The sequence below is a fragment of the Paraburkholderia sp. CNPSo 3076 genome (assembly GCF_026343935.1).
GTDB classification, from domain to species: Bacteria; Pseudomonadota; Gammaproteobacteria; order Burkholderiales; family Burkholderiaceae; genus Paraburkholderia; species Paraburkholderia nodosa.
This window is the reverse complement of sequence record NZ_JAPMAL010000007.1, coordinates 157,268-181,730: the sequence shown is the minus strand read 5'-3', so window position 1 is coordinate 181,730 and position 24,463 is coordinate 157,268. Positions and strand designations below refer to the sequence as shown.

Annotated in this window: 20 protein-coding genes; 10 read left to right on the top strand and 10 right to left on the bottom strand. The window is 64.8% G+C overall.

Translation table 11 applies throughout. From position 1 onward, the window contains the following. Positions 1 to 53: 53 nt before the first annotated feature. The gene (locus tag M3A49_RS10475) at positions 54 to 941 is read right to left on the bottom strand and encodes an MBL fold metallo-hydrolase (RefSeq protein WP_266228612.1); all 888 of its coding nucleotides are present in this window, start codon (positions 939 to 941) and stop codon (positions 54 to 56) included. A 116-nt stretch (positions 942 to 1,057) separates the two neighbouring features. On the opposite strand from M3A49_RS10475, the gene M3A49_RS10470 reads away from it, so the two are divergent. The 4 genes from M3A49_RS10470 to M3A49_RS10455 are packed head-to-tail and all read left to right on the top strand — an operon-like array spanning position 1,058 to position 3,934. Beyond that, positions 1,058 to 1,393: an ArsR/SmtB family transcription factor gene (locus M3A49_RS10470; RefSeq protein ID WP_266228611.1), complete on the top strand. Its 336-nt coding sequence runs from the start codon at positions 1,058 to 1,060 to the stop codon at positions 1,391 to 1,393. Further along, complete coding sequence (locus tag M3A49_RS10465) at positions 1,390 to 1,824, top strand: YeeE/YedE family protein (protein WP_266228610.1); 435 nt, start codon at positions 1,390 to 1,392, stop codon at positions 1,822 to 1,824. Before M3A49_RS10470 ends, M3A49_RS10465 begins: the two co-directional genes overlap by 4 nt. Before the next feature lies 1 nt (position 1,825). Continuing rightward, positions 1,826 to 2,278, top strand: coding sequence for a YeeE/YedE family protein (locus M3A49_RS10460; RefSeq protein ID WP_266228609.1), 453 nt, complete (start codon positions 1,826 to 1,828; stop codon positions 2,276 to 2,278). Between the two features lie 39 nt (positions 2,279 to 2,317). Further along, positions 2,318 to 3,934, top strand: a complete 1,617-nt coding sequence (locus tag M3A49_RS10455; protein WP_266228608.1) for a bifunctional protein tyrosine phosphatase family protein/NAD(P)/FAD-dependent oxidoreductase — start codon at positions 2,318 to 2,320, stop codon at positions 3,932 to 3,934. Between the two features lie 42 nt (positions 3,935 to 3,976). On the opposite strand, the gene M3A49_RS10450 is transcribed toward M3A49_RS10455, so the two are convergent. Together M3A49_RS10450 and rarD are read right to left on the bottom strand one after the other, a co-directional pair. Further along, positions 3,977 to 4,357, bottom strand: coding sequence for a DUF5594 family protein (locus tag M3A49_RS10450; protein ID WP_254356382.1), 381 nt, complete (start codon positions 4,355 to 4,357; stop codon positions 3,977 to 3,979). A 183-nt stretch (positions 4,358 to 4,540) separates the two neighbouring features. After that, positions 4,541 to 5,428, bottom strand: coding sequence for an EamA family transporter RarD (gene rarD / locus M3A49_RS10445; RefSeq protein WP_266228607.1), 888 nt, complete (start codon positions 5,426 to 5,428; stop codon positions 4,541 to 4,543). 322 nt (positions 5,429 to 5,750) lie between these two features. Between rarD and M3A49_RS10440 the strand changes: the two genes are divergently transcribed. Beyond that, a complete protein-coding gene (locus M3A49_RS10440) occupies positions 5,751 to 6,539 on the top strand; it encodes a sulfite exporter TauE/SafE family protein (RefSeq protein ID WP_254356384.1) in 789 nt (262 codons plus the stop codon). A gap of 39 nt (positions 6,540 to 6,578) precedes the next feature. On the opposite strand, the gene M3A49_RS10435 is transcribed toward M3A49_RS10440, so the two are convergent. Both M3A49_RS10435 and M3A49_RS10430 read right to left on the bottom strand, forming a co-directional pair. Then, on the bottom strand, positions 6,579 to 6,839 hold the full coding sequence (locus tag M3A49_RS10435; protein WP_254356385.1) for a hypothetical protein: 261 nt from the start codon (positions 6,837 to 6,839) through the stop codon (positions 6,579 to 6,581). Positions 6,840 to 7,176: 337 nt separating this feature from the next. Further along, positions 7,177 to 7,530 (bottom strand): BON domain-containing protein, encoded by a 354-nt coding sequence (locus tag M3A49_RS10430; protein ID WP_266228606.1) that lies wholly within the window; start codon positions 7,528 to 7,530, stop codon positions 7,177 to 7,179. Positions 7,531 to 8,062: 532 nt separating this feature from the next. Between M3A49_RS10430 and M3A49_RS10425 the strand changes: the two genes are divergently transcribed. The 3 genes from M3A49_RS10425 to M3A49_RS10415 all read left to right on the top strand — a co-directional run bounded on the left by M3A49_RS10425 (position 8,063) and on the right by M3A49_RS10415 (position 11,465). Beyond that, positions 8,063 to 9,562, top strand: a complete 1,500-nt coding sequence (locus M3A49_RS10425; protein ID WP_266228605.1) for a TAXI family TRAP transporter solute-binding subunit — start codon at positions 8,063 to 8,065, stop codon at positions 9,560 to 9,562. A 79-nt stretch (positions 9,563 to 9,641) separates the two neighbouring features. Further along, complete coding sequence (locus M3A49_RS10420) at positions 9,642 to 10,295, top strand: 2-hydroxychromene-2-carboxylate isomerase (protein WP_266228604.1); 654 nt, start codon at positions 9,642 to 9,644, stop codon at positions 10,293 to 10,295. Between the two features lie 159 nt (positions 10,296 to 10,454). Beyond that, positions 10,455 to 11,465 carry a LysR family transcriptional regulator gene (locus M3A49_RS10415; RefSeq protein WP_266228603.1) on the top strand — a complete coding sequence of 337 codons (1,011 nt, stop codon included), beginning with the start codon at positions 10,455 to 10,457 and terminating at the stop codon, positions 11,463 to 11,465. Positions 11,466 to 12,093: 628 nt separating this feature from the next. On the opposite strand, the gene M3A49_RS10410 is transcribed toward M3A49_RS10415, so the two are convergent. Continuing rightward, positions 12,094 to 13,152 (bottom strand): acyltransferase family protein, encoded by a 1,059-nt coding sequence (locus M3A49_RS10410; RefSeq protein ID WP_266228602.1) that lies wholly within the window; start codon positions 13,150 to 13,152, stop codon positions 12,094 to 12,096. Between the two features lie 779 nt (positions 13,153 to 13,931). On the opposite strand from M3A49_RS10410, the gene M3A49_RS10405 reads away from it, so the two are divergent. Further along, positions 13,932 to 15,797: a hypothetical protein gene (locus tag M3A49_RS10405; protein ID WP_266228601.1), complete on the top strand. Its 1,866-nt coding sequence runs from the start codon at positions 13,932 to 13,934 to the stop codon at positions 15,795 to 15,797. A gap of 579 nt (positions 15,798 to 16,376) precedes the next feature. Here M3A49_RS10405 and xdhC read toward each other — a convergent pair. From xdhC to xdhA, 3 genes are read right to left on the bottom strand one after another with little or no spacing between them, the layout of a single operon-like run. Further along, positions 16,377 to 16,979 carry a xanthine dehydrogenase accessory protein XdhC gene (gene xdhC, locus M3A49_RS10400; protein WP_266228600.1) on the bottom strand — a complete coding sequence of 201 codons (603 nt, stop codon included), beginning with the start codon at positions 16,977 to 16,979 and terminating at the stop codon, positions 16,377 to 16,379. Then, entirely contained in the window at positions 16,976 to 19,342 is a 2,367-nt protein-coding gene (gene xdhB, locus M3A49_RS10395) for a xanthine dehydrogenase molybdopterin binding subunit (RefSeq protein WP_266228599.1), read from the bottom strand. Before xdhB ends, xdhC begins: the two co-directional genes overlap by 4 nt. Before the next feature lie 40 nt (positions 19,343 to 19,382). Further along, positions 19,383 to 20,921, bottom strand: a complete 1,539-nt coding sequence (gene xdhA, locus M3A49_RS10390; RefSeq protein ID WP_266228598.1) for a xanthine dehydrogenase small subunit — start codon at positions 20,919 to 20,921, stop codon at positions 19,383 to 19,385. A gap of 475 nt (positions 20,922 to 21,396) precedes the next feature. Here xdhA and M3A49_RS10385 point away from each other — a divergent pair, with 475 nt between their 5' ends. Next, the gene (locus M3A49_RS10385; protein WP_266228597.1) at positions 21,397 to 22,650 is read left to right on the top strand and encodes an MFS transporter; all 1,254 of its coding nucleotides are present in this window, start codon (positions 21,397 to 21,399) and stop codon (positions 22,648 to 22,650) included. A gap of 83 nt (positions 22,651 to 22,733) precedes the next feature. On the opposite strand, the gene M3A49_RS10380 is transcribed toward M3A49_RS10385, so the two are convergent. After that, the gene (locus tag M3A49_RS10380) at positions 22,734 to 24,395 is read right to left on the bottom strand and encodes a bifunctional aspartate transaminase/aspartate 4-decarboxylase (RefSeq protein WP_266228596.1); all 1,662 of its coding nucleotides are present in this window, start codon (positions 24,393 to 24,395) and stop codon (positions 22,734 to 22,736) included. Positions 24,396 to 24,463: the final 68 nt, after the last annotated feature.

Here is a 24,463-nt window from a genome sequence, read left to right as displayed (position 1 = left end):
AGACGGATTCCCGCCCTCCCGGAAGCACATTGCGGAACTCATGCCGCAACGATTCAAAGCGCGTCAACCGGAATCTTCAGATAACGCACGCCGTTGGCTTCGGGCTCCGGCATGCGGCCCGCGCGGATGTTCACCTGGATCGACGGCAGGATCAGGTTCGGCATGGCGAGCGTGCGGTCGCGCGCGGTGCGCATCTGCACGAACGCCTCTTCGCTCACGGTCTCGTTCAGGTGGATGTTGCCGCTGCGCTGCGCGCTGACCGTCGTCTCGAAGCACGGTCCGCGGGAAGCCGGCGGATAGTCGTGGCACATGAAGAGCCGCGTGTCGCCCGGCAGGTCGAGCAGCTTGCGCGCCGAGCGGTAGAGCGTGTGCGCGTCGCCGCCCGGGAAGTCGCAGCGCGCCGAGCCCACGTCGGGCATGAAGAGCGTGTCGCCCACGAAAACGGCGTTGCCGATCTGGTACGCGAGGTCGGCGGGCGTGTGGCCGGGCACGTGCAGCGCGCGCGCCTCCAAAGCGCCGACCTTGAACGTCTCGCCGTCCTGGAACAGCACGTCGAACTGGCTGCCGTCCGCGCTGAGCGTTTCGCCCAGATTGAACACCGCGCGAAACACGCCTTGCACGGCGCGAATGTGCTCGCCAATCGCAATGCGCCCGCCCAGTTGCGCCTTCAGATACGGCGCCGCCGAAAGATGATCGGCGTGCGCGTGCGTTTCGAGCAGCCACTCGACGCGAAGTCCGTATTCACGCACGAACGCGATCACGCGATCGGCCGATTCCGTGGCGGTGCGGCCCGATTTGGGATCGTAGTCGAGCACCGGGTCGACGATCGCACAGGCGGTGCCGCGCCCGGCGTGCACGACGTAGGTGACCGTGGCCGTGACGGGGTCGAAAAAGGGCTCGACGCTCGGTTCGGGTGTTGGTAGCGGGGCTGGGTCGGACATCGAGGTCTCCACACAAATGACCCTCTATTAAAACACATATTATAAATTTATATAATGTTTTTAGATAAAGTATAATCTGGATCATTGACTTGCAACCGCATCCAACGGGGCGCCCCATGAACTCACCACTCACTCCCGAAGCGCTCGCGGCCCTGCGCGAATCCGCCGAAAAGTGCTGCGCGCTGCTCAAGGCGCTTGCCCACGAAGACCGTCTCCTGCTGCTTTGCCAGCTCACCGAAGGCGAGCGCAACGTCGGCGAGCTCGAGGAGCTGGTGGGCGTGCATCAGCCGAGCCTTTCGCAGCACCTCGGCAAGCTGCGCGACGAAGGCCTCGTCGATACGCGCCGCGAAGGCAAATACATCTACTACCGCCTCGCGAGCCCCGAAGTCGTCCAGGTCATGCAGACACTCTCGAGCCTCTATTGCGGGCGGCTCAAGGTCCATCCGGCATGAGCCTCGACCTCGCTCACTTCACGCCCTACGCCTCGTTCGCGGGCGGCCTGATGATCGGCGCGGCTGCCGCGCTCTTCGTGCTCGTCAACGGGCGCATCGCCGGTATCAGCGGCTTGCTGGGCGGCTTGTTGCCGGGCGCGGACGGCGAGCGCGGCGTGAATGCCGCGTTCGTCATCGGCCTCGTTGCCGCCCCGTTGCTGTGGCGGTTGCGCGCAGCGCTTCCGGCCATGCAAATCGATGCGTCGATGCTCACGCTCGTCGTGGCGGGCCTGCTGGTCGGCGTCGGCACCCGTTACGGCTCGGGCTGCACGAGTGGCCACGGCGTGTGCGGGATCGCGCGCGGCTCGCGCCGCTCGTTCGTCGCCACGGGCGCGTTCATGGCGGCGGGCTTCGCCACCGTGTTCGCCGTGCGTCATCTGATCGGAGGCTAGGATGCGAAAACTCAGCGCACTCGCGTGCGGTCTGCTGTTTGGTATCGGCTTGCTCGTCTCGGGCATGGCCAACCCGGCCAAGGTGCTCGGCTTTCTCGATCTCGCCGGCAACTGGGACCCCTCGCTTGCCTTCGTAATGGCGGGCGCCATCGCGCTCGCCGCGCCCGCCTTCTGGCTCGCGCGCAAGCGAGCGTCGAGTCTCGTCGGCGCGCCGATTCAGCTGCCCGCGTCGCGGCGAATCGATGGCCGGCTGGTCGGCGGCGCCTTGCTGTTCGGCGCGGGCTGGGGACTCGCGGGCTTCTGCCCCGGCCCCGCGCTCGTCGCCGCGGGTGGCGGCCAGCCGCGCGCCTGGCTCTTCGTCGCCGCCATGCTCGCGGGCATGGCGATTTACGCCGTGCTGGAGCGCCGCCGCCGCTCGCAAGAAGCCACAACAATCAGCACCAAACCGCAATAAAGCAGCACTACGCCGCACCAGCCTCGGGACCAAAACGACATGCAAATCACGCAACACGACGCGCGCTTCGCGAGCGCCGACCAGATCACGCCCGACGACCTCGCCGCCATCCAGGCGGCGGGCTATCGCTCGATCATCAGCAACCGGCCCGATGGTGAGGGCGGCGACGCGCAACCCACGTCGCAGGCGCTGCGCGCCACGGCCTCGCAGCTCGGTCTGCAGTTCGCGTATCTGCCGGTGAAGCCCGGCCAGATCACCGCCGACGACGCTGCGCGCTTCGCCCAGTTGCTGATCGACCTGCCCGGCCCCGTGCTCGCGTACTGCCGCAGCGGCAACCGCGCCACGAGCCTCTATCGGCTCGCGCAGCAAGGCGCACCCACCCAGGCCACGCAAGCCGCGAACGCCGCGCGCGCCGCGACGGCGGCCTGCGCGTGGGAAGGCGAAACCTGGGACGTCGTCGTGATCGGCGGCGGCACAGCGGGCATCGCCGTCAGCGCGAGCCTCTTGCGCCGCGAGCCGAGCCTGAAAATCGCCATTGTCGAGCCGAGCGATCACCATGACTATCAGCCCGCGTGGACGCTGGTCGGCGGCGGCGCGTACGACGTGACGAAAACGCGCCGGCCCATGGCGAGCGTCATGCCCGCGGGCGTGAAGTGGTTCCGCGCGGCCGCCACGCGCGTCGAGCCGGACGCGAACGTCGTGCAGCTCGACAGCGGCGTGCGCGTAGCCTACCGCCAGCTCATCGTGGCGCCGGGACTGCGGCTCGCGTGGGAGCGCATTGCGGGCCTCACGCAAACGCTCGGCAAGAACGGTGTGACCTCGAACTATCGCTATGACCTCGCGCCCTACACCTGGCAGCTCGTGCAGCAGATGAAGGGCGGCACGGCGCTCTTCAGCCAGCCCGGCATGCCGATCAAGTGCGCGGGCGCGCCGCAAAAGGCCATGTACCTCGCGTGCGACCACTGGCAACGCCAGGATGTGCTCGGTAAGGTCAACGTGGAGTTCAATCTCGCGGGCGCCGTGCTGTTCGGCGTGGCGACCTTCGTGCCGCCGCTCATGGAGTACGTGAAGCGCTACCACGCGAACCTCGCGTTCTCATCGAATCTCGTGGCCGTGGACGGCCCGGCGCGTATCGCCACCTTCGAAGTGAAGGATGCGAACGGCAACGTCACGCGTGTGGAAAAGCACTTCGACATGCTGCACGCCGTGCCGCCGCAGGTTGCGCCCGACTTCATCCGCGACAGTCAGCTCGCCGACGAAGCCGGCTGGTGCGAAGTCGATCACGCCACGCTCCAGCATCCGCGCTATCCGAACGTGTTTTCGCTCGGCGACGTGTGCTCCGCGCCGAACGCCAAGACCGGGGCGGCCGCGCGCAAGCAAGCCGTGATCGTGGCCGAGAACCTGCTCGCCGCGCGCGCGGGCGCGCCGCTGGCGTATCGCTACGACGGTTACGGCTCGTGTCCGCTCACCGTGGAGAAGGGCAAGGTCGTGCTGGCCGAGTTCGGATATGGCGGGCGTCTCTTGCCGACCTTCCCGCTCGACCCCACGCGGCCGCGCCGCCTCATGTGGCTGCTCAAGGCAAGCGTGCTGCCGAGCTTCTACTGGTGGGGCATGCTCAAGGGCCGCGAGTGGCTCACGCGGGCTGCGCGCGGCTGATGAAACTCGAGGGCTACGGCGCTCGCGCACTTACTCTTCGATCTAGCCCTCGAAATCGAGCCCGCCTAGCAGCACCTCCGGCTCGCCTTGCGTGCGCGAAGCGAAATCGACAGAGCGCGCCGACTCCCATGACGCCAGCTTGCGCCCGGTCGCTTCGAGGTAGTGCTCGAAGCGCGCTTCGCCGCCGGGCTCCATGAGGCGCTCGACCTCCTCGGCGTCCCAGGTCAGTGCGACGTTCAGCGGATACACATACGGATGCCGGTGCTCGTTCGCGACGCCGCGCAGACGCACGCGCGTAGGGTGCCCGTGCCCGGCGTTGGGCACGACATCGACGTGCACCGAGGGGCCGAATTGTTTCGCCAGCTTCGCCGCAATGCGCGGTGCGAATTCTTCCTCGAACCGGCGAACGGCTTCGATACTCATGCGCGGGGCACTCCACTGAGGATTGACTGCGGGTTAAGGCACTGCGGGTTGCGACTGATTCGCGCAACTGCATCGCGCAACCCGCACGCGATTCGCCGCGACCGTGCAGCCCGTCGTCCCGGCATCCTACCGCGCCGCCGGCAGGTCAGCCAATGCCCGACAGCGCAGCGCCGCTCAGCCTCCTCACGCCGCGCGTCGCTCCCGCGCGGCCACGAGGCTGCGTACGCCTTCGAGCGAATACACGCCGAGCGCGACCCAGATCGCGCCGTAACCCACGGCGCGCACCGCGCCGAACGGCTCCCCGTAAATGAGCACGCCGGTGAGCAACTGCAGCGTGGGCGTGACGTACTGGATCAGACCGAGCATCGACAGCGGAATGCGCCGCGCGGCCGCGCCGAAGAGGAGCAACGGAATCGCCGTGATCGGGCCGGAGGCCGCGAGCAGCAGTTGCAGCCCGCGCGAGGCATGCGTGAAGTGGCTCGCGCCCGCGAGGCCCACGATCGTCAGATAAACGATCGCAACGGGAAAGAGCAGAACCGTTTCGAGCGCGAGGCCTTCGAGCGCGCCGAGCTGCGCGGTCTTGCGCAAGAGCGCATAGCCGCCGAAGGTCACGGCGAGCGCGAGACTGATCCAGGGTGGCGCGCCGTTCTGCCAGGTGAGCCACACGACACCCGCGGTGGCCAGCGCCACGGCGGCCCATTGCAGCGGGCGCAGGCGCTCGCGCAGGAACGCATAGCCGAACAGCACGTTGATGAGCGGATTGATGAAATAGCCGAGGCTCGCCTCGACGATGTGCCCGGCGTTGACGGCCCAGATATAGGTGCCCCAGTTGGCCGAGAGCAGCACGGCGCTCGCCACGAAACGCCCGAGCAGGCGGCGGTCGCGCAGCGTGGGCCCAAACCAGCGCCAGTGGCGGCGCACGACGAGCACGGCGATCACGAACACGAGCGACCACGCCATGCGATGCGCGAGCATTTCGAGCGCGGGGATCTGGTGCAGCGTCTTGAAGTAGATGGGGAAGAGCCCCCAGAGAACGAATGCAGCGAACGCGTAGAGGATGCCGGGATTCATGTCGGATTCTGATTATGGTGGCGCCAGTCCTGCGCGGCGCTGTTCGGCACGTGCCTGCGCGAGAAGATACGCTGAAGGCACGTGAAGCTGCGAGCCGGCACCTGGCCCGCATCGCCCCTGGGTCCTTGCGAAGGCAATTGAAAGTCAGGCGGAATGCACCCGATTTCGCTTAACCCTGCGCCAAGCCGCCGGTTTTGCGACAATAGCGGATTTTCGCCGCCACCCTTGGCCGTTGTCCAGCCTGACGCGCCGCTTACGGCGCGCGCTGTTCTCAACGCGGCAGGCGACGGCGTAGCCCCCTGAACCGGCCTCCTCGCGCGCGATGTCCTTCCCCCATATCGATCTGCTGTATTCGCTGTCCGGCCTGTTCGTCGGATTTCTGGTCGGCCTGACCGGCGTGGGTGGCGGCTCGCTGATGACGCCGATCCTGGTCCTCCTCTTCCACGTGCACCCGGCCACGGCAGTCGGCACCGACCTGCTTTATGCGGCCGCGACCAAGTCGGCGGGCACGCTCGTGCATGGGCTCAAGGGTTCGGTGGACTGGCGCGTGACGCTGCGGCTCGCGGCCGGCAGCGTGCCCGCCGCGACGATCACGCTGATCCTGCTGCACCGCTATGGCATGGACACGCCGCGCGCCGGGCATCTGATCCAGGCCGTGCTGGGCGCGGCGCTCCTCGTTACGGCCGTGGCGCTGATTTTTCGCCCGCAGCTCGCTGCGTTCGCCTCGCGCCACCGCCACGGGCCGGGCGAAGCGCGCACGCTCTTTTTCACGATTCTCACGGGTGCGGTGCTCGGCGTGCTCGTCTCGCTGACCTCGGTGGGCGCGGGCGCCATCGGCGTGACCGTGCTGCTGCTGCTCTACCCGGCGCTGCCCACCGTGCGCATCGTCGGCTCCGATGTCGCGCACGCCGTGCCGCTCACGCTCCTCGCGGGCGCCGGCCACTGGCTGCTCGGCTCGATCGACTGGCACATGCTGCTTTCGCTCTTGTGCGGCTCGCTGCCCGGCATCGCGATCGGCAGCCTGCTCTCCTCCAAGGCGCCCGAGAAGCTGCTGCGCGTGCTGCTCGCCGCGACGCTCACACTCGTGGGCGTGCGGCTCGTGCTCTCCTGAACGCGGCGCACGCCACACTCGCCGCGCACCTCGTGCGCTTTAGGAGTGGGGCGCCTGGCGGAAAAACCGCCCGTTGAGATCGACCTCGAACTGGCGCAGCCATTGACCGCGGGCGTCGATGCGGTAAGCCTGCGCCCACGCGCCGCGCCGCACGATCAGCATGTCGCCATGCTCCGGGTCGTTGGGATCGGCTTCGCCTCGAATGTCGAACTGCATGGGCGCGAAGCCGTGCCGCGCACAGGCCAGCTCGAAGGCCGCGCGGTCGACGAGCGGCAAGTCGGTATAGGTATGAATGGTCATGGCGATTTCCAGCTTCCCAGCGATGAGGCCGCGCTCGACCTCGGGAAAGACGCGCGATACCCACGGTATACCCCCAACGGCGGGAAGACTGTGTGTCAAGCTACATTTTGGCGGCCGCAGTGCAACATAACGCAATCGCATGCCGCTTGCGTTTGCGGGCTGCAGGTTCACGCGCTACGCGTACAAGCTGCCGGCTTCGAGCGATAACTGCCCCCAAGCCCACGCCAACCGTACGCCTGCCAGACCTATGCGCACAAAAAAAGCCCGGCCTGTAGCGGCCGGGCTTTTTGCTGTTGCTTGAGCGCAGGCGCCCCGTTTCCAGGGCGCGTTGCTGCGTTTATTGCTCCACTCTGACCGTCAGCTTGTTCGACACCGACGTCACGCCAGGCACACCCTTCGCGACTTCTCCAGCCTTGTCGATCTGGCCCTGATCCGGCACCGTGCCGGTCAGTGTGACCGCGCCACCGTGCGAGCGCACGTTGAGCCTGGAAACGTCGAGGCCTTGGGTCTTCGAGAGCGCCTTGCGCACCGTGTAGCCCAGCTTGCGGTCGGCCTTCTTGGCCGAGGTGGCCGGAGCGGCCATGGTGGCGGCGGGAGCACTTGCCGACTCGTCCTGCGCGTACGACGCGCTGCAAGCCACCGACAGGCACAGTGCCGCGCCCAGCGTCTTCAGAATAGCGACCGATTTCATGTTTTCTCCTTGTGTCTTCGCGTTGTTGCGGGTGTTGCCTGGAATAGGACCGCCTGCCTTGCCAGCGGACGGCTCGAAGGCCGCCCGTCAGCCACGGTCTGACGGCTTCGTTACCACTACCGATGACAGCGCACGGCGTGCAATACGCACGTACACGGCCAGGGTCTGGACGCGATGCGAGAGGCAAGGATGAAAGGACGTCGAATTACACGGCTTCGAATTACACGACTTCTTAAGCCCGCCCGGACAGGTCTGCGCCCGTTTCGTGTTTGTTATGCGAGGCGCGGCAGGCGAATCACAATTTAGCCTGGCAGCGCCACAAGCGCAAAGAGTTTAGCGCAGGCGCATGGAGCATGCGCTCAAGGTGTTTGGCGAGCCACGCGAGCATGCCGCCGCAACGCCGATTCTCATGTACCATCGGCTCCACAGAGCCCGCGCGGCACGCGCGCCTGAGCCGACCCGGCGCCAGCGCCGGACCCGACGCGGACCCGACCCGCACTCCCCCGAACCACCCGAGGCCCGCCCCACCCCGATGAAGTCCCGTACCGGCCGCAAACCTCCTCCCCGTCTCGTCGCGCGTTTCGTGGCGATCTCGTGGCGCGACCTGGCCGTCACGTTCGGTCCCATCCTGCTCGTGAGCGCGGCGGCCATCTGGCTCGCGGTGCGCCTTATCCAGCCTGCGCCGCCCAACACGCTCACCATGAGCGCCGGGCCCAAGGGCAGCACCTTCTGGAACGCCGCGGAAAAGTACAAGGCCATCCTCGCGCGCAACAACATCACGCTGAACGTGCTCGAATCGGAGGGCTCGGCGCAGAACCTGCAGCGTCTCGCCGACCCGAAGTCGAACGTCGACGTCGCATTCGTGCAGGACGGCCTCGCGAGCGGGGTGCCAGGCGGCCTCGTCTCGCTCGGCAGCGTGGCTTACGTGCCGCTCGTGGTGTTCTATCACGGCCCCGTCGCGACGCGCCTCTCGCAGTTCGAAGGCCAGCGCATCGCCATCGGCGCCGAGGGCAGCGGCACGCGCGAGCTTGCGCTCAACCTGCTCAAGGCGAACGGCATCGAGCCCGGCGGCGCGACGAAGCTCCTGCCGCTTTCCGGCGACGACGCCGCGCGCGAACTCGTGGCAGGCAAGATCGACGTCGCCATTCTCGCGGGCGACTCCGCGCAGCCGCCCGTCATGGGACGCCTCATGCGCATGCCGGGCGTGCGCTTCTTCGACTTCGTCCAGGCCGACGCCTACGCGCGGCGCTTTCCGTACCTCACGGCCATCACGATCCCGATGGGCGCGTTCGACTTCGGCCGCAACCTGCCGGCAGCTCCCCTGCATTTCATTGCGCCCACGGCCGAGCTGGTCGCGCGTGACTCGCTGCATCCCGCGCTCTCCGACCTCCTGATCGAAGCGGCCAAGGAAGTGCACGGCCGCTCCACACTGCTGCAGCGCGCCGGCGAATTCCCCGCGCCGCGCGCCCAGGACTTCCCGATCAGCGCCGACGCCGCGCGCTACTACAAGTCGGGCAAGAGCTTCCTCTACCGCGTGCTGCCCTTCTGGGTAGCGAGCCTCGCCGACCGGCTCGTGGTGCTGCTCGTGCCGATCATCGTCGTGCTGATTCCGGGCATGCGGATCGTGCCTTCGCTCTACGCCTGGCGGGTAAAATCGCGCATCTACCGCTGGTACGGCTCGCTCATCGCACTCGAGCGCGCCGCGATGGCCGACAACTCGTCCACCGAGCGCCGCGCGCTGATCCGCCAGCTCGACAAGATCGAGGAGTCGGTGAACGGCATGAAAATGCCGCTTGCCTATGCGGAACAGTTCTACGTGCTGCGCGAGCATATCGGCTTCGTGCGCGCGCGCCTCTCCGGCACGCGCGAAGCGCCGGACGCAGGCGTTGGTGCTGAAGAGGAGCAGACAGCGCAAAGCGCCGAAGCGGCAGAGGCGCCGCAAGGCGGTGGCAACGACGCAGGCACAGCGGGGACAGAGGCGAGCCATGCAAACGAAAGCGGCGGCAATGAAACAGGCGAGCGCACGCATTAGCGCCGCTGCACGCATTTTGAACCGAACAATAGGCCATGCAAGCAATGGTCCGGATATCGCCCAAGAGCGGAGGAACAGCATGATCGACGGCATCGACGCCAGCCAGCCGGCCTGGTTCTACGACTTCGTGTCGCCGTTTTCGTATCTGTTGCTGGAACAGCATGACAAGTGGCCCGGCTTCGACTTCGTGCCGACGCCCGTGCTGCTTTCCGAGCTATACCGGCACTGGGGCCAGCCGTTCGGTTCCGCGGTCCCGGCCAAGCGCGTCTTCACGTACCGGCACGCGCTCTTTCGCGCCGAGCAGCTCGGCATTCCGTTCAAGATGCCGCCCGCGCACCCGTTCGACTCGGTCAGGCCGATGCTGCTCGCCATCGCGGCGGGCGGCGACTTCGCGTGCGTGCGCGAGATTTTCCGCTTCATCTGGCGCGAGGGGCGTGACCCGTCGAGCGACGAGGGCTTCGAGCAGCTTTGCGAGCGTGTGGGCATTCCACACGCCGAGTCGCTGATCGAGGAAGAAGCCGTGCGCGCGCAGTTACGCCGCAACACCAACGACGCGATCGCAATGGGCGTGTTCGGCGTGCCGACCTTCTGGATGAACAAGCAGCTCTTCTGGGGCGAGGACGCCTTGCCGATGGTGCTCTACTGCGCGCGCAGCCCGAACTGGCTCGACTCGCGCGAGGTTAAGCGCATCAGCACGCTGCCCTCGGGGCTCGCGAAGCCGGTTACCGAGTGACGGGCAACGCGCCGCGGAACCATCCAAAGCGCGCCCTTCTGATGCCGGTCATGTCGCGCGCCCTATGGCGGTGGCGCGCGAGCAGGCATATGGTTACGGGTGAATCCGTGCGCGCAACGATGTGCGTCTGCGCGCACGCGCCCTTGCCCGCCACACCCCATGGACGACGATAACGCCCTCACCCTCGACATCTGGCTGGTGCGCGTGCTGCGCACACTGCTGGTCGAGCGCAGCGTCACGCAGGCCGCGCTGCGCCTGAACCAGACCCAGCCCGCCATCAGCACGGCATTGCGCCGGCTGCGCGAGATCCTGGGCGATCCGATCCTCGTGCGCGGCAAGGCCGGCATGGTGCCGACCGAGTACGGCGAGTCGCTGTTGCAGCACGCACAGCGCGTGCTGCGCGACGTGGAGTTCGTCGCCACGCCGCACGGCGACTTCGACCCGGAGCGCTCGAAGCGCACGTTCCGCCTCGCCGCCCCCGACTACCTCAACGACTTCTTCATGCCGACGCTGATCGCGCGCTTTCGCGAGACGGCGCCGGCGGCACGGCTGGAAATCCTCTCGCTCTCGCCCACGCTCGACCATCACGGCGCGCTGGACTCGGGCGAGCTCGACATCGTGATCGGCAACTGGCCGAAGCCCGAGGCGCGTTTCGCGCGCAGCGACCTCTTCTCCGACAAGGTCGTCTGCATGATGCGCGCGGATCATCCGCTCGCGCGCCGCGAACTCACGCGCGAGGCGTATCTCGCCGCGCCCCATCTCGCGCCCACGCCCTATACGGGCTCGCATGCGAGCGCGATCGATCTGGGGTTTGCGAAGGCGAAAGCCGAGCGCCGCATCGTCGCGACGCTGCCCTACTTCGGGCTCGTGCCGCAGGTCTTGCTGCAATCGGATCTGATCTTCACGACGACACGGCGCTTCGCGCAGCATTACGCGAGGCTCATGCCCATCGCCGTCGTCGAGACGCCGTTCGCGTTTCCGCGCATTCACTGCTACCAGATGTGGCATCCGCAGCCGGACCGGCCAAGCGATGTGGGATGGCTGCGCGGGTTGATCGAAGCGGTGTCGGGAGCGTTGACCACTGAGCGCGACACGAAGCGCGCCGGGGCGAAGAAGGCCGCGAACGCGGCCAGCGAAGCGACGCCCACGCCGCCGCTCGAAGCGGCCTGAACCAACGCGCGGTTGCGCCATTCGCTTCCAGCAAAGCGATACGGGCGCCCCGCTAAACCGACCCCGCGAAGTTGGACAGTTCCAGACTCAAGGTTACCTTGGGGCTCGGTCCTGTATCGCACAGGACCCACCCTTTTAGTTTGAATTTAATGCGCTTGTGGTTTTGGATAGCCCCATTGCCTTTACGGCAGCGGGGCCCCTGAGGAACGCAGCATGCGACTTTCACCGCACTGCGCCCGAGCATAGAACTAACAGGTTGCTAAAATACCGTTTTGCAGGGTGCTTAGAAGCAGTTTTCAGGGGTGACCTACCCCTTACCGGAGTCGCGCGAGCGGCATGCAGGACTTCCTATGAGGTCGGGAATTTTTTGTGAAGCCCTCCCGGAAGGTATTTCAGCAACCTGCTAAGCGTCGCGCTGACGTCAGTCTCGCCAACTGCCCGAGACCTTCGCAAGCATCACATCGTTGATTCGCCTCATCGACCAGCGTTTCGAATAGCTGCCGTGATCCGCCGATAGCCACAGCGGCCCTTGTGATGCGCCGCAATTAATGGAAAGGATTCGGCCGCAGATCCTTTCTGGCGAGGGCTCCTTAAAAATTACGAAGCGAATTCGAGGCGGGACTCGAACTCACCCACCTTTTGTCAGTTGCTGGCCAGCACGCCGTTCCCCAATTGTCGGCATTGCGCGAAGCAACCGCTTCTCAACTGTTTCATAAACCAGCCATCCAACTGCCACCGAGCACAAGACGATCACAGCACAGACGAAATTGCCGGGAATCTGGTGTCGCTCATCGACTCGCGCGAACCCCCACACTACGCCCGGTATGATGAATATATGAGTCAGATACAGCGAGTATGACGCGTCGCCGATTCTTTGCAGTAGCCCCGACCATCGTATTTTCGATTCCATGGCCACAAACACGCAGGCGAGAGAAAGCGCAGGCAGACCGAAAGTGATGAACCTGTTGAGATCAGTCATCTTGACGCCCAACACCGCTGGTATTGCTAGCGTCGCGATCAAGAAGGCCGCTCCGATCGACGCCGAAAGGCGGCGTCCTGTCACAAGCAGATGGCCTATAAAGCACCCGTAGCAGAACTCGAGCATCGTCGGGCTCGTATAGAACGTATGGACGACGCCTTCGCGAGGCAACAACGCGCAAAGCGATAGCGCAACCAGAATCATGGTCACCACTATCAGTCTGAACCGCGTAAACACCAATGCGAACGCGAACAATGCGTAAAACAGCATCTCATAGTTCAACGTCCATCCGACGTTGAGAACGGGCGCAATCAGACCACTCGGATCACGGGCGGGGAGGAACAGAAACGAAGCGACGATGTGCCAGATCGGGTAGTGTCGGGCGAACATTGATGGCGCGACATTTGCCAAGACGAGCATCAGCGCGGTGAGTAGCCAGTATATGGGGACAATGCGACGTAGGCGTGAAAGCGCGAACTGCGAGGCGGTGGCAGTGCCATTTGCTTTGCCATGTGTAACCAGTACCATGACTAGTCCGGAAATAACGAAAAAGACATCTACTCCGGCGAGGCCATAGCGCGTTATGGCCTGAAATGCGTGAGCGCTCCATCCCTGTCGAATTACCGGTCCACTCGTGTGGAACGCAACGACGCCGAGCGCAGCGAACGCGCGCAGAACCTGAACTGACCTGAGCTTTCCGATCGCCAATTCCTTCCTCGCGGCAGCATTTTGGAAGGAGCTATCTTACCGAAAGTAGTTTCAACCTGGCGTGCCAAGGGGCGCTATCCGCACATCGCTGGAAGTCGCTCTTGAAACACTTCAAAAGGCCCCCCCAAATCCACGATCGGTAAGCCATAAAAGCAGGGACAGGTTAATCGCCTGTTGTCGGTGAAGCGTGCCAATGGCACCTACATAGAGCGCGATGATCAAAGCGCCGCCGCGTTCGCTGATACGTGGATCGCCCAATTTCAGGACTAAAGCCTCTGGGCGGTCCTGTCCGTCAACGGCGCGGGCGCCATGCATCTCGGATACGCGCGGGCCGGGGTGCACTCAAGGACGTCATTGCGGACATCTCGCTCAAGCTGTACCGATGAGAGGCGGGAAGGTTATCCTAGGCGTCTACGAGGGCATGCAGAACGTCTGGGACTGGGCTCTCGCGACGGCGCCAAACGGCGCGGTTTTCAATGTCGCTTGCCAAAGCCTCGGGGCGGCGCGCACGCACCTCACGCCGCTCTTCGGCCAACTCAACTCGCTCGCCGATCCCGAATCGCTGCGATCGCTATTGATCAGGCACGACTCTACATCCCACAGGAGTTCAGTGGGACGGCGCAGGAGCGGCAAGCCCACCAGCCCGCCGTATAATCGCTCGATCCCAAGGACAGGAAGAAGACTGAGCATGGACAGCTTATCCAGTCTCTCGTAGACCTCGCCGTGAACTTCGCGTCCGCCCGCTGGTGTGCTTCCCGTTACCGACAACAACGATGAACATGTCAAAGATCGACTCGAGCTCTCTCGAGACATTCGCGCGCCGTCGTGCGATCGACTTAAATACGCCGCGTTCGATTGCCATGGCTCGCATGCTCGTGCCAATCTGCTTCGGTCTGTACTCACTCTGGCTCGGTGCCGACGCGAACCCGGACCTGTACAACTACCACATGTACAACCCATATGCGCGGCTACACGACAAGCTGCTGATTGACCTCGCGCCCGCGGGCATCCAGTCCTACTTCAACCCGCTCCTTGACCTGCTGTTCTATCTAGCGAACACCCATTTACCTTCGCGGCTAGTGGGGTTCCTCATGGGTGCGCTGCATGGCCTCAGCTTCGTTTTCATACTGGGCATCGCACAAAGGGTTCTACCAGATCTGCCTGAAGGAGATCGTCATCGCGTGCCGCTGCTGCTTGCGCTGGCAGGGTGTCTCACGGCGAACTTTCTGTCCGGGCTGGGCAATTCGATGGGCGACGATACGACAGCACTTTTCAGCCTCGGTGGCTTGCTGATGCTCGTATCCGGGTGGCAACAGCTAGGTATGTGGGCAGTACGTACGGTGGCGATTGTCGTCGCCAGTGGTGTCGTCGTTGGCTTAGGTGTGGGCCTGAAACTCACTAATGCCGTCTATGCTGTCGCGATGTGCGTGGCGCTATTGTTTTATCCGAGGTACGCCGTCGTCAAGTTGCGTCTCGCGGTTCTGTTCGGTCTGGGTGTTTTGCTGGGCTTTTCGGCAACCGGCGGCTACTGGCTGTTCGAGATGTGGCGGACGTTTGGCAATCCACTATACCCGCAGTTCGGGGCGTACTTCCCAAATCCTCTCGCCCGGCCCGATGCGATGGGCGACGCGCGTTGGCGGCCGCATGGTTGGTTCGACACCGCATTTTGGCCGTTCATCTTCTCGCTCAATTCGCACAGGCTCGGTGAAATATCAATCCGGCAGATCATCTGGCCAGTCGTATATGTTTTATTCTGGCTGTGGGTTACGGGACGCGCGATACGGATGATCTCGCGACGCGAGGTTGCCTCAAACCTTGACGCGCGCGCGCAATTTGTCGTGCTGTTCGTGGCGCTTGGCTATCTTGTCTGGATGGAGGGCTTCAGCGTCTACCGCTACATCGCGGCGATTGAGGTACTGGTGCCGCTCGTCGTATGGGTGCTGCTGCACCAACTGCTCCCGAATCGCCCGGCGCGCCATCTCGCTGGCTGGCTGATCATTACCGCGAGCGCCGTCGTCGTGGTTGGAGGTGCCCGCACTTGGGGACACGAGGGCTGGTCCGATCCGCTTTGGCACGCCGAAGTGCCTTCAATCGCCGAGCCACAACGGACAACAGTAGTACTTGCAGCGACCCGCTCGCGCGCGTGGGCTTGGCTTGCGACGCTGTTTCCCGACAAGGTCGCGTTCATGCAAATTGAGAGCAGTTTCCCGGGCACACCCGCATTCAGTGAGCGCATGCGCGAGTTGGCAAGACAGCGCGGCGGGCCGATCTATGCATTGACCGACGGCGAGTACAACTGGCGTGTCGACAATATTGCGGCCGTGAACAGGATCGTGGGTAGGCTAGGACTAACGCGTGGCAAAGCAGGCTGCAATGCACTGCGATGGACTATAACGCGGCTGCGCTTGCATGCCGCGGTCGTATCTTCAGCGACAGATGGCAACACCTGTGAACTCGGTCTGCGCGTCGACGACGTGCGCGATATTGCAGCGGAGAATCGAGCCGATCTTGCGTCTGCTGCGTCGATGTTTGAGCGCAATGGCTTCACACTCGACCTGTCAACATGCACATCCTACCGGGCTGGGATTGGTAAGGGGGTGTTGGTCTATCAATGGTGCCGGGTGTCGCTTCGCGACAAACATTAACTGTCAGGGGAGGTTGCTGATTCACAGAGGCAAGCAACGCGGGATTGTTCGACGAACATCGCTCCGTGACAAGGCAGGCGGTTGAACTGCGCTGGCCAGCGTAACACATCGCGGACCACTCGTAGGCACGACGCAAGGCACGAGCGTGTATGACGGACTCGTGCCATCAGCGGGAGACGCCAGCCGACTCCGACGCTGCACTTATCGGCCTGAAAAGCGTTCTGGAACTGTGCCCTGCTGTAGACAAGACCGAGATAAGTCAGACAGTCGCTACGTCTATAGCGGCGGATCACCATTTCGCCAGATGGCATAGCCAATAGGCGTATCGATAAATTTGTCGAATCCCAGGCCGCCATGCGGCCCGCCAACGCGCAACGTACTGCGCAAATCGAGACGTTTGAAGTGGGACCACTACTCGTTTTCAAATGACTAGCAAATATGGTTTGAATCATGCTGAGTTAATCAAAACCATTGCAGCAGATGCACTAACGAATCGCCTCAGTCTGCGTTACATTGATTTGATAACCTAACAAAAAAACGGCCTGTGCGACGCCCGTTTCGCTTGCGAGGAAATTGTGATCAGGCGCGCTCGAGCGCGACCGTTCTCACCACCGCCGGGCGCTGCGCCACCCGCATCTGCATGAGTTGCGCGGCGACCGCCACCGCGATCGACGAAGGCGCCTTGTCGACGATCCCCGTCACGCCGATCGGGCACGTCATCTCGTCCATGCGCTGCGCTTCCAAGCCGCGCTCCATGAGCCGCCGCTCGAACTTCACGCGCTTCGTTTTCGAACCGATGAGGCCGAACCACGCGAAATCGCGCCGCCGCATGATGCGCTCGGTCAGCTCGAAGTCGAGCGCGTGATTGTGCGTCATCACGAGGAAGTAAGCGCCCGCCGGCGCTTCGTCGACGATGGCCGCCGGCGTGTCCGTCGCCTCGATCTGCACGTTGGCGGGCACCTCGTCGGGGAACAGTTCGTCGCGCTCGTCCACCCACTGCACGACGCACGGCAGCATACCGAGCAGCGTGACGAGCGCGTGGCCCACGTGGCCGGCGCCGAACAGGACGATGTGCATCGGCCCGTAGTGCGGCACCGGCGTGCTGCGGCGGCCGATGATCACGCGCCCGGCTTTGTCCAGATGCGCATCGACGCGCACGCAATGTTCAGGATGGCGATTCATTTCGCAGCCCCCTCGCGCGCCATCGTCCGCACGGCGCGCACGCCCTTGAGGATTTCCTCGGCGGTGGCCGGCGCATTCATCGGCGGATTGAAGCGGTAGTCGGCCACGCTCGCCACGGCGTCGCGAATCGCGAAGAACACCGAGAACGGCAGCAACAGCGGCGGCTCGCCCACGGCCTTCGAGCGGTGGATACTGTCCTCCGCGTTGCGGTTCTTGAAGAGCCGCACGTTGAATTCGGCCGGCGTGTCGTTCACGGTCGGAATCTTGTAGGTGGACGGCGCGTGCGTCATGAGCTTGCCGTCCGGCTTCCACCACAGCTCTTCCGTGGTGAGCCAACCCATGCCCTGGATGAAGCCGCCCTCCACCTGGCCCACGTCGAGCGCCGGATTCAGCGACGCGCCCACGTCGTGCAGCGCATCGGCGCGCAGCACACGCATTTCGCCCGTGAGCGTGTCGATCACGACTTCCGATACCGCCGCGCCATACGAGTAGTAGTAGAACGGCCGTCCGCGCAGCGTGGCCTGATCCCAGTACAGCTTGGGCGTGGTGTAGAAACCATCGGACCAGAGCTGGACGCGCGCAAGATAGGCCTTCGACACCAGCGTCTCGAACGGCACGATCGTCTCGCCCACGATCACGGACTCGTTGGCGAAGCCCACGTCGGCGGCGCTGATTTCACCCTTGCCGTACGTGGTCGCCGCCAGCGCGGCGAGGCGCATGCGCAGCTGGCGTGCGGCGTCCTGGGCCGCCTTGCCGTTCAGGTCGGTGCCAGTCGATGCCGCCGTGGCGGAGGTGTTCGCGACCTTGCTCGTGTCCGTGGCGGTCACGCGCACACGGTCGAACTCGATGCCCAGCTCATGCGCCACGACCTGCGCGACCTTCGTGTTCAGTCCCTGGCCCATTTCGGTGCCGCCGTGGTTCACGAGCACCGAGCCGTCGGTGTAGATGTGAACGAGCGCGCCCGCCTGGTTGAAGTGCGTGACGTTGAACGCGATGCCGAACTTGACCGGGGTGAGCGCGATGCCCTTCTTGAGCACGTCGTTGTTCGCGTTGAATTCGCGAATCGCGGCGCGCCGCGCGCGATAACCGCTCGTTTCCACCAGCTCGTCGATCAGCTCGTGAATGACGTTGTCCTCCACGACCTGGCCATAGGGCGTCTCGTTGTTCTGCGTCTTGCCATAGAGATTGCGGCGGCGCACGTCGAGCGAATCGAGGCCGAGCGTGCGCGCCACATCGTCCATGATGTATTCGATCGCGAACGCGCCCTGCGGGCCGCCGAAGCCGCGAAACGCCGTGTTCGACTGCGTGTTGGTCTTGCCGCAGAAACCGGCGATCGACACGTCGGGCAGCCAGTAGGCGTTGTCGAAGTGGCAAACCGCGCGCGTCATCACCGGGCCGGAAAGGTCCGCGGAAAAGCCGCAGCGCGAGGTCATGTCGACCGACACGCCTTCGATCGTGCCCTGGTCGTCGTAGCCCACTTCGTACGTGTAGTGGAAATCGTGGCGCTTGCCCGTGACCATCATGTCGTCGTCGCGGTCGGGGCGCAGCTTCACGGGGCACAGGAGCTTCCAGGCGGCGAGCGCGGCGCAGCAGGCAAAGAGGCCCGACTGCGATTCCTTGCCGCCGAAGCCGCCGCCCATGCGGCCGCATTCCACGAGCACGTTGTGCGAGGCGACGCCCAGCACATGCGCGACGAGGTGCTGCATCTCGCTCGGGTGCTGGGTGGAGCACCACACGTGCACGCCGTCGTCGTCCTTCGGCACCGCGTAGGCAATCTGGCCTTCGAGGTAGAACTGCTCCTGGCCGCCCAGCAGCATCTCGCCTTCATGCCGATGCGCGGCACGCGCCGCGCGCGTGGACGCCTCGCCGCGCGCAAGCTTCATCGGCGGCAGCACCGACTGCTGCGCGGCGCGCGCCTGCTGCGCCGTGAGCACGGCGGGCAGCTCTTCGTACTGCACCTCGGCGCGGCGGGCGGCGAGACGCGCCGTGTCGTGGGACGTCGCCACGACGATGAACATGGGCTGGCCCACGTACTGCACGACGCCATCGGCGAGCACCGGATCGTCGTGGATGATCGGGCCGCAGTCGTTCACGCCGGGAATGTCCTCGGCCGTGAGCACCGCCACGACGCCCGGCGTCGCGCGCACTTTCGCGAGGTTCATCGAAACGATGCGGGCGTGCGGCTTCTGCGAAAGCCCGAGCGCAGCGTGCAGCGTGCCAGCCACGACCGGAATGTCGTCGGTATAGGTGGCGCGGCCGCTCACGTGCAGATGCGCGGATTCGTGCGGGCGCGATACATGGACTTGCGCGAAGGGCTCGCGTGCCTTGAGTTCGTCCAGGAACGGTTCGGCTTGCTGGTTCATTGTCTCGTTCTCCGTATGTCTTTTCCGATTCCTGAATGTCTCAAGCGGTTTCTGCGGCTACGTTGCGTACATTGAGCGCTTGCGGCGCAAGCGGGTTATGCGGACGCGTTTCGAGCCAGAAGCGGTACAGCGTGTTCTTCGCGGCTTCGAGCCGGTAGTCGCTCGTCGCGCGCATGTCGGACAGCGGCGCGTAGTCCTTGCCGAGCGCGATCATCGCGGCCTGGGCCGTGGCTTCGTGCCACTGCGCGTCGGCGAGCAGGCCTTCCGCGTGGCTCGCGCGCTTCGGCGTCGCGGCCATGCCGCCGAACGCAATGCGCGGCTCGCGGATCACGTCGCCATCGGCGATATAGGCGAAGGCGGCGCACACGGCCGAGATGTCCGAGTCGAAGCGCTTCGACACCTTGTAGGTGCGAAAACGCAGGTTCGCGCGCGCGCCGGTGCGCGTGGGCACCTTGAGCGCGAGCACGAACTCGTGCTCGGCCATGTCCTTCTTCTGGTAGGCGAGGTAGAGGTCTTCGAGCGGCATTTCGCGCTCGGTGTCGCCCCCGCGCAGCACCACGCGCGCACCGAGCGCGATGAGCCCCGGCATCGAGTCGCCGATGGGCGAGCCGTTCGCGACGTTGCCGCCGATCGTGCCCGCGTTGCGGATGGGCAGCGAGGCAAAGCGCTGCCACATCTCTTCGAGTTCCGGGTAGTGCTTCGCGAGTTCCGCATAACCGCGCTCGACGCTCACGCCCGCGCCGATCTCGATCCACGCGTCGCTCACGTCGACGCGGCGCATCGCATCGACCTGGCCCACGTAGACGATGTCGCCAAGCTCGCGCATCTGCTTAGTGACCCACAGGCCGATGTCGGTGCTGCCCGCGAGAATGCGCGTGTTGGGGCGCGCGGCCTTGATCGCGGCGAGCGCGTCGACAGTGCGCGGCGCGTCGTACTGCTGGCCGCGGCTCTCGTAGTGGAAGGTGTCCATGCGTTCGAGCGTGGCGAGCGTCTGTGCGAGCGCCTTCACGTCGATGGGCTGCTTCGGCGCGTCGGCCTGGAACATCTGCTCGGCGGCGTCGAGGATCGGCCGGTATCCCGTGCAGCGGCACAGGTTGCCCGTGAGCGCATTGGCGATCTCGTCGCGCGAAGGCACGCTGCACGCGCCCTTGGCGGCACAAGCATGGTTGGGCTGGCCCGCGCGCTCATGGCCATGCTTCTCGTAGAGCGCCCACATCGACATCACGAAGCCCGGCGTGCAAAAACCGCACTGCGAGCCGTGGCAGTCGACCATGGCCTGCTGCACGGGGTGCAGTGAGCCGTCGGGCTGGCGCAGGTCTTCGACAGTAAAGAGCGCCTTGCCGTCGAGCGTCGGCAGGAACTGGATGCAGGCGTTGACGGCCTTGAAACTCACACCGCCCGCCTCGTTGCGCTCGCCCACCACGACCGTGCAGGCGCCGCAGTCGCCTTCGGCGCAGCCTTCCTTGGTGCCGGTGCAGCGCACGTCTTCGCGCAGGTACTGGAGAACGGTGCGGGTGACGCCCGCGTCGCTGACTTCGCGAATCGCGTTGCGGTGGTAAAAGCGGATCGGCTGGCTCATGGTTTCTGGCTCGTCGTTGGCTGCGGCTCGCAGAGGGCGTGTGCCGCTCGAGTGGACGGTTCGAAAACTATCACTGCCAATATTGGCAACCCATAGCTAGAGGAGCATGGGGAATATATCGTTGGATCGATAAATCGGCGTGCTGCGGTGCGGCTGTGCTTATGTCGAAGTGTCTCGATTGCGCGATTTTGCAGCCAATTTGCGAATATCGGACATAGTCGACTGACTAATTACCCGTTCAGATGCCGATATCTCCGCACGAACGGTCCGACGAGCACGCCGCTGCCGCGCGAATTGCCGCCAACGTCGCGCAATGTGACTGAATCTTCGCAGGCCGGCGCTCGGACGCAAAAGGCCATAATCAGCGCAGAAAACGCGTGTTCCGCCGGCCGGAACGGCTTTTCAATTTCTGCATAAAAACCGGTTCCATGGGACAATTACGCCTTTCCCGCCGTTTTCCATCCGCATTTTCCCCATGTCCGCTGATTTGGCGCCCCCGCGCAAAGCCGCGTCGACGACCCTGCAGATCATTCCGGTCGTCTTTTTCACCTTCCTCTGCTACCTGACGATCGGCATTCCGCTTGCCGTGCTGCCGGGCTACGTGCACAACGACCTCGGTTTCAGCACCGTGGTCGCGGGCGCCGCGATCAGCGTGCAGTACATCGCCACGCTGTGCTCACGCGCGCTCGCCGGCCGCTCGGCGGATACGCTCGGCCCCAAGAAAACCGTGACGATCGGCCTGACGATCTGCGGCGCGAGCGGCGTGCTGCTGCTGCTCGGCACGCTCGTCGATCACTGGCCCGGCCTCTCGCTCGCGCTGCTGGTGGTGAGCCGCCTGATGCTCGGCTGCGGCGAAAGCCTGTGCGGCACCGGCGCGATCCTCTGGGGCATCGGCCGCGTGGGCACCGCGCACAACGCGAAGGTGATCTCGTGGAACGGCATCGCCACCTATGGCGCACTCGCGATCGGCGCGCCGCTGGGCGTCGTGATGGCGCATGCCCTCGGCTACTGGATCCTCGGCATTTCGGTCATCGCGATGGCCGCGCTGGGCTTCTGGCTTGCGCGCCCCATCGCGCCGGTGCCGATCGTGCACGGCGAGCGCATGTCGTACCGCAGTGTGTTCACGCGCGTGCTGCCGCACGGCATCGGCCTCGCGCTCGGCTCGGCGGGCTTCGGCTCCATCGCAACCTTCATCACGCTGTTCTACGCCGCGCGCCATTGGCCCAACGCCGCGTTCACGCTCACGGTGTTCGGTCTGATGTTCATCGGCGCGCGCCTGTTGTTCGCCAACACCATCAAGCGCTTCGGGGGCTTTCGCGTCGCCATCGTCTCGTTCTCGTGCGAATGCGCGGGCCTCTTGCTGCTGTGGCTCGCGCCCACGCCGCAAGTCGCGCTCGCGGGCGCGGCGCTCACCGGCTTCGGCTTCGCGCTCGTGTTCCCGGCGCTCGGCGTCGAGGCGGTCGGGCTCGTACCGCCCGCCAGCCGCGGCGCGGCGCTCTCGGCCTACTCCGTGTTCCTCGACCTCTCGCTGGGCATTACCGGCCCGCTTGCAGGCTACGTGGCGAATCTGTTCGGGTATGGGTCGGTGTTTCTCTTCGCCGCCATCGCGGCGGCTTCCGCCGTGGCGCTTTCGGTTGCGCTGCATCGCAAGAGCGTGCGGGTGCACGCCGCGCAGGGTGCACAACACGCAAGCGGCGCCAGCACGCCCGCCGGGCAACAAGCCGAATAAAAAACCGCACCCGGCAAACCACGCCGGATGCGGCCCGGACTTCAAACGTATGGAGACTCGCTGCGGCGGCGCGCCGCCTGCGCTTACTTCTTCACCGCAGTCGGATCGAGGTTCTTGCCCGTGGCCTCGTTATAACGCTGCACGTATTCCTCGGTGAGCTTGCGCACCGCGCGGCCGATCTTGCGATAGTCCGACTCGTTGAGATTTGCGAGCGACACGCGGCCCGACGGATGCGGCGTGCCAAAGCCCTTGCCCGGCAGCAGCACCACGCGCGCCTCTTCCGCGAGACGGAACAGCAGTTCGTTCGGCTTGACCTGCTTGAGCAGCCAGTCGACGAATTCGCGCCCGAAGCGCTTCTCGCCCATGTATTCCATGTCGAGGATCGTGTAGTAGTCGACCTGGTTCGGATCGCCCTCGCCGTAGGGCACGCCCATTTCCTCGAAGAGCGCGCGCTTGCGGTTGCGAATGAGGCGCTTGAGCGCGTTCTTGTACGCGTCGGGCGTGTCCATGAGCGAGAACAGCGAGAACAGCACCATCTGCACCTGCTGCGGCGTGGAAAGACCGGCCGTGTGGTTCAGCGCGACCGTACGGCTGTCGGCCACCAGACGGTCGATGAACTTGAGCTTCTCCGGCTCCGTCGTGATCGACTCGTAGCGCTTGTGCAGTTCCTTCTTCTCGTCCTTCGGCAGCTTCGCGAGCGTGTGATCGAGCACGTTGTCGCGATGCGTGGCGATCGCACCCAGACGCCAGCCCGTCGCGCCGAAGTACTTCGAATAGGAGTACACGAGAATCGTGTTCTTCGGCGCGAGCGCGAAGAGCGAGACGAAGTTGTCGGCGAAGGTGCCGTACACGTCGTCGGTCAGGATGATGAGATCCGGACGCTCCTTCACGATCTCGGCAATGTATTCGAGGCTCGCGTCGTCGATCTTCACCGAAGGCGGGTTGCTCGGGTTCACGAGGAAGAACGCCTTGACCTTCGGGTCGCGCAGCTTGTCGAGCTCCTTCTTCGAGTACTGCCAGTTGTTTTCCACCGTGGCGTTCAGGTGCACCACGTTGAGCTGGTAGTCGTTGAGTTCCGGAATCTCGATGTACGGCGTGAAGATCGGCATGCCGAGCGCGATGGTGTCGCCCGCCTTGATGAGGAAGTTCTCGCGCATCGTGTTGAAGATGTACGTCATGGCCGCCGTGCCGCCTTCCACGGCGAACACGTCGAACTCGCCGACGAACGGATGCTTGCCGACCATCTCGCGGCGCAGGTACTGCCCGACAATGATCTCCGAAAGCTTGAGCATGCGGTCCGGCACCGGGTAATTGCAGGCGAGAATGCCTTCGCACATCTCATAGAGGAAGTCGCCCGCCGAAAGCCCCAACTGGTCGCGCACATACGACACCGCGCCCGCGAGGAATTTGATACCGGGCTGCCCCTTGCTCTCGCGCACGAAGAGGTCGAAGCGCTCGACGATGCCGTCGCGCTGCGGGAAGCCGCCCACGCCCTCGGGCATGTAGGCAAACGAGCGCTCCGACTCGCGCATGGCGAACAGCCCGAGTTGCCAGAAGCCGTGGCGCGGAATCGTGGCGAGGAAGTTGGGGTTGCCGCGGCCCGCGTTGAGCATCGCGAGATTGGCGGGGCGCGTGGTCGCGCCGCCGCCGGCCGCCTTGATGAGTTCGTCCTTCAGTTCGAACGGGCTCAGTGCCTCGAGACCCGACTTTTCTTTCGCGCCGTTAGCCTTCGCTTTCGTTGCCATGGTGTTCTCCATTGGAAGACGTTGCGTGTGCCGCGCGCCGTTTGCTTCCCTGCGCAGCACACATTGGG

Coding starts and splice junctions, on each gene's coding strand:
- M3A49_RS10470 (WP_266228611.1), top strand. CDS start 1,058: ATGAACTCACCACTCACTCCCGAAGCGCTCGCGGCCCTGCGCGAATCC.
- M3A49_RS10440 (WP_254356384.1), top strand. CDS start 5,751: ATGTCCTTCCCCCATATCGATCTGCTGTATTCGCTGTCCGGCCTGTTC.
- xdhA (WP_266228598.1), bottom strand. CDS start 20,921: ATGAGCCAGCCGATCCGCTTTTACCACCGCAACGCGATTCGCGAAGTC.
- M3A49_RS10430 (WP_266228606.1), bottom strand. CDS start 7,530: ATGAAATCGGTCGCTATTCTGAAGACGCTGGGCGCGGCACTGTGCCTG.
- xdhB (WP_266228599.1), bottom strand. CDS start 19,342: ATGAACCAGCAAGCCGAACCGTTCCTGGACGAACTCAAGGCACGCGAG.
- M3A49_RS10450 (WP_254356382.1), bottom strand. CDS start 4,357: ATGAGTATCGAAGCCGTTCGCCGGTTCGAGGAAGAATTCGCACCGCGC.
- M3A49_RS10405 (WP_266228601.1), top strand. CDS start 13,932: ATGTCAAAGATCGACTCGAGCTCTCTCGAGACATTCGCGCGCCGTCGT.
- M3A49_RS10425 (WP_266228605.1), top strand. CDS start 8,063: ATGAAGTCCCGTACCGGCCGCAAACCTCCTCCCCGTCTCGTCGCGCGT.
- M3A49_RS10455 (WP_266228608.1), top strand. CDS start 2,318: ATGCAAATCACGCAACACGACGCGCGCTTCGCGAGCGCCGACCAGATC.
- M3A49_RS10460 (WP_266228609.1), top strand. CDS start 1,826: ATGCGAAAACTCAGCGCACTCGCGTGCGGTCTGCTGTTTGGTATCGGC.
- rarD (WP_266228607.1), bottom strand. CDS start 5,428: ATGAATCCCGGCATCCTCTACGCGTTCGCTGCATTCGTTCTCTGGGGG.
- M3A49_RS10465 (WP_266228610.1), top strand. CDS start 1,390: ATGAGCCTCGACCTCGCTCACTTCACGCCCTACGCCTCGTTCGCGGGC.
- M3A49_RS10385 (WP_266228597.1), top strand. CDS start 21,397: ATGTCCGCTGATTTGGCGCCCCCGCGCAAAGCCGCGTCGACGACCCTG.
- M3A49_RS10415 (WP_266228603.1), top strand. CDS start 10,455: ATGGACGACGATAACGCCCTCACCCTCGACATCTGGCTGGTGCGCGTG.
- M3A49_RS10420 (WP_266228604.1), top strand. CDS start 9,642: ATGATCGACGGCATCGACGCCAGCCAGCCGGCCTGGTTCTACGACTTC.
- M3A49_RS10475 (WP_266228612.1), bottom strand. CDS start 941: ATGTCCGACCCAGCCCCGCTACCAACACCCGAACCGAGCGTCGAGCCC.
- M3A49_RS10435 (WP_254356385.1), bottom strand. CDS start 6,839: ATGACCATTCATACCTATACCGACTTGCCGCTCGTCGACCGCGCGGCC.
- xdhC (WP_266228600.1), bottom strand. CDS start 16,979: ATGAATCGCCATCCTGAACATTGCGTGCGCGTCGATGCGCATCTGGAC.
- M3A49_RS10380 (WP_266228596.1), bottom strand. CDS start 24,395: ATGGCAACGAAAGCGAAGGCTAACGGCGCGAAAGAAAAGTCGGGTCTC.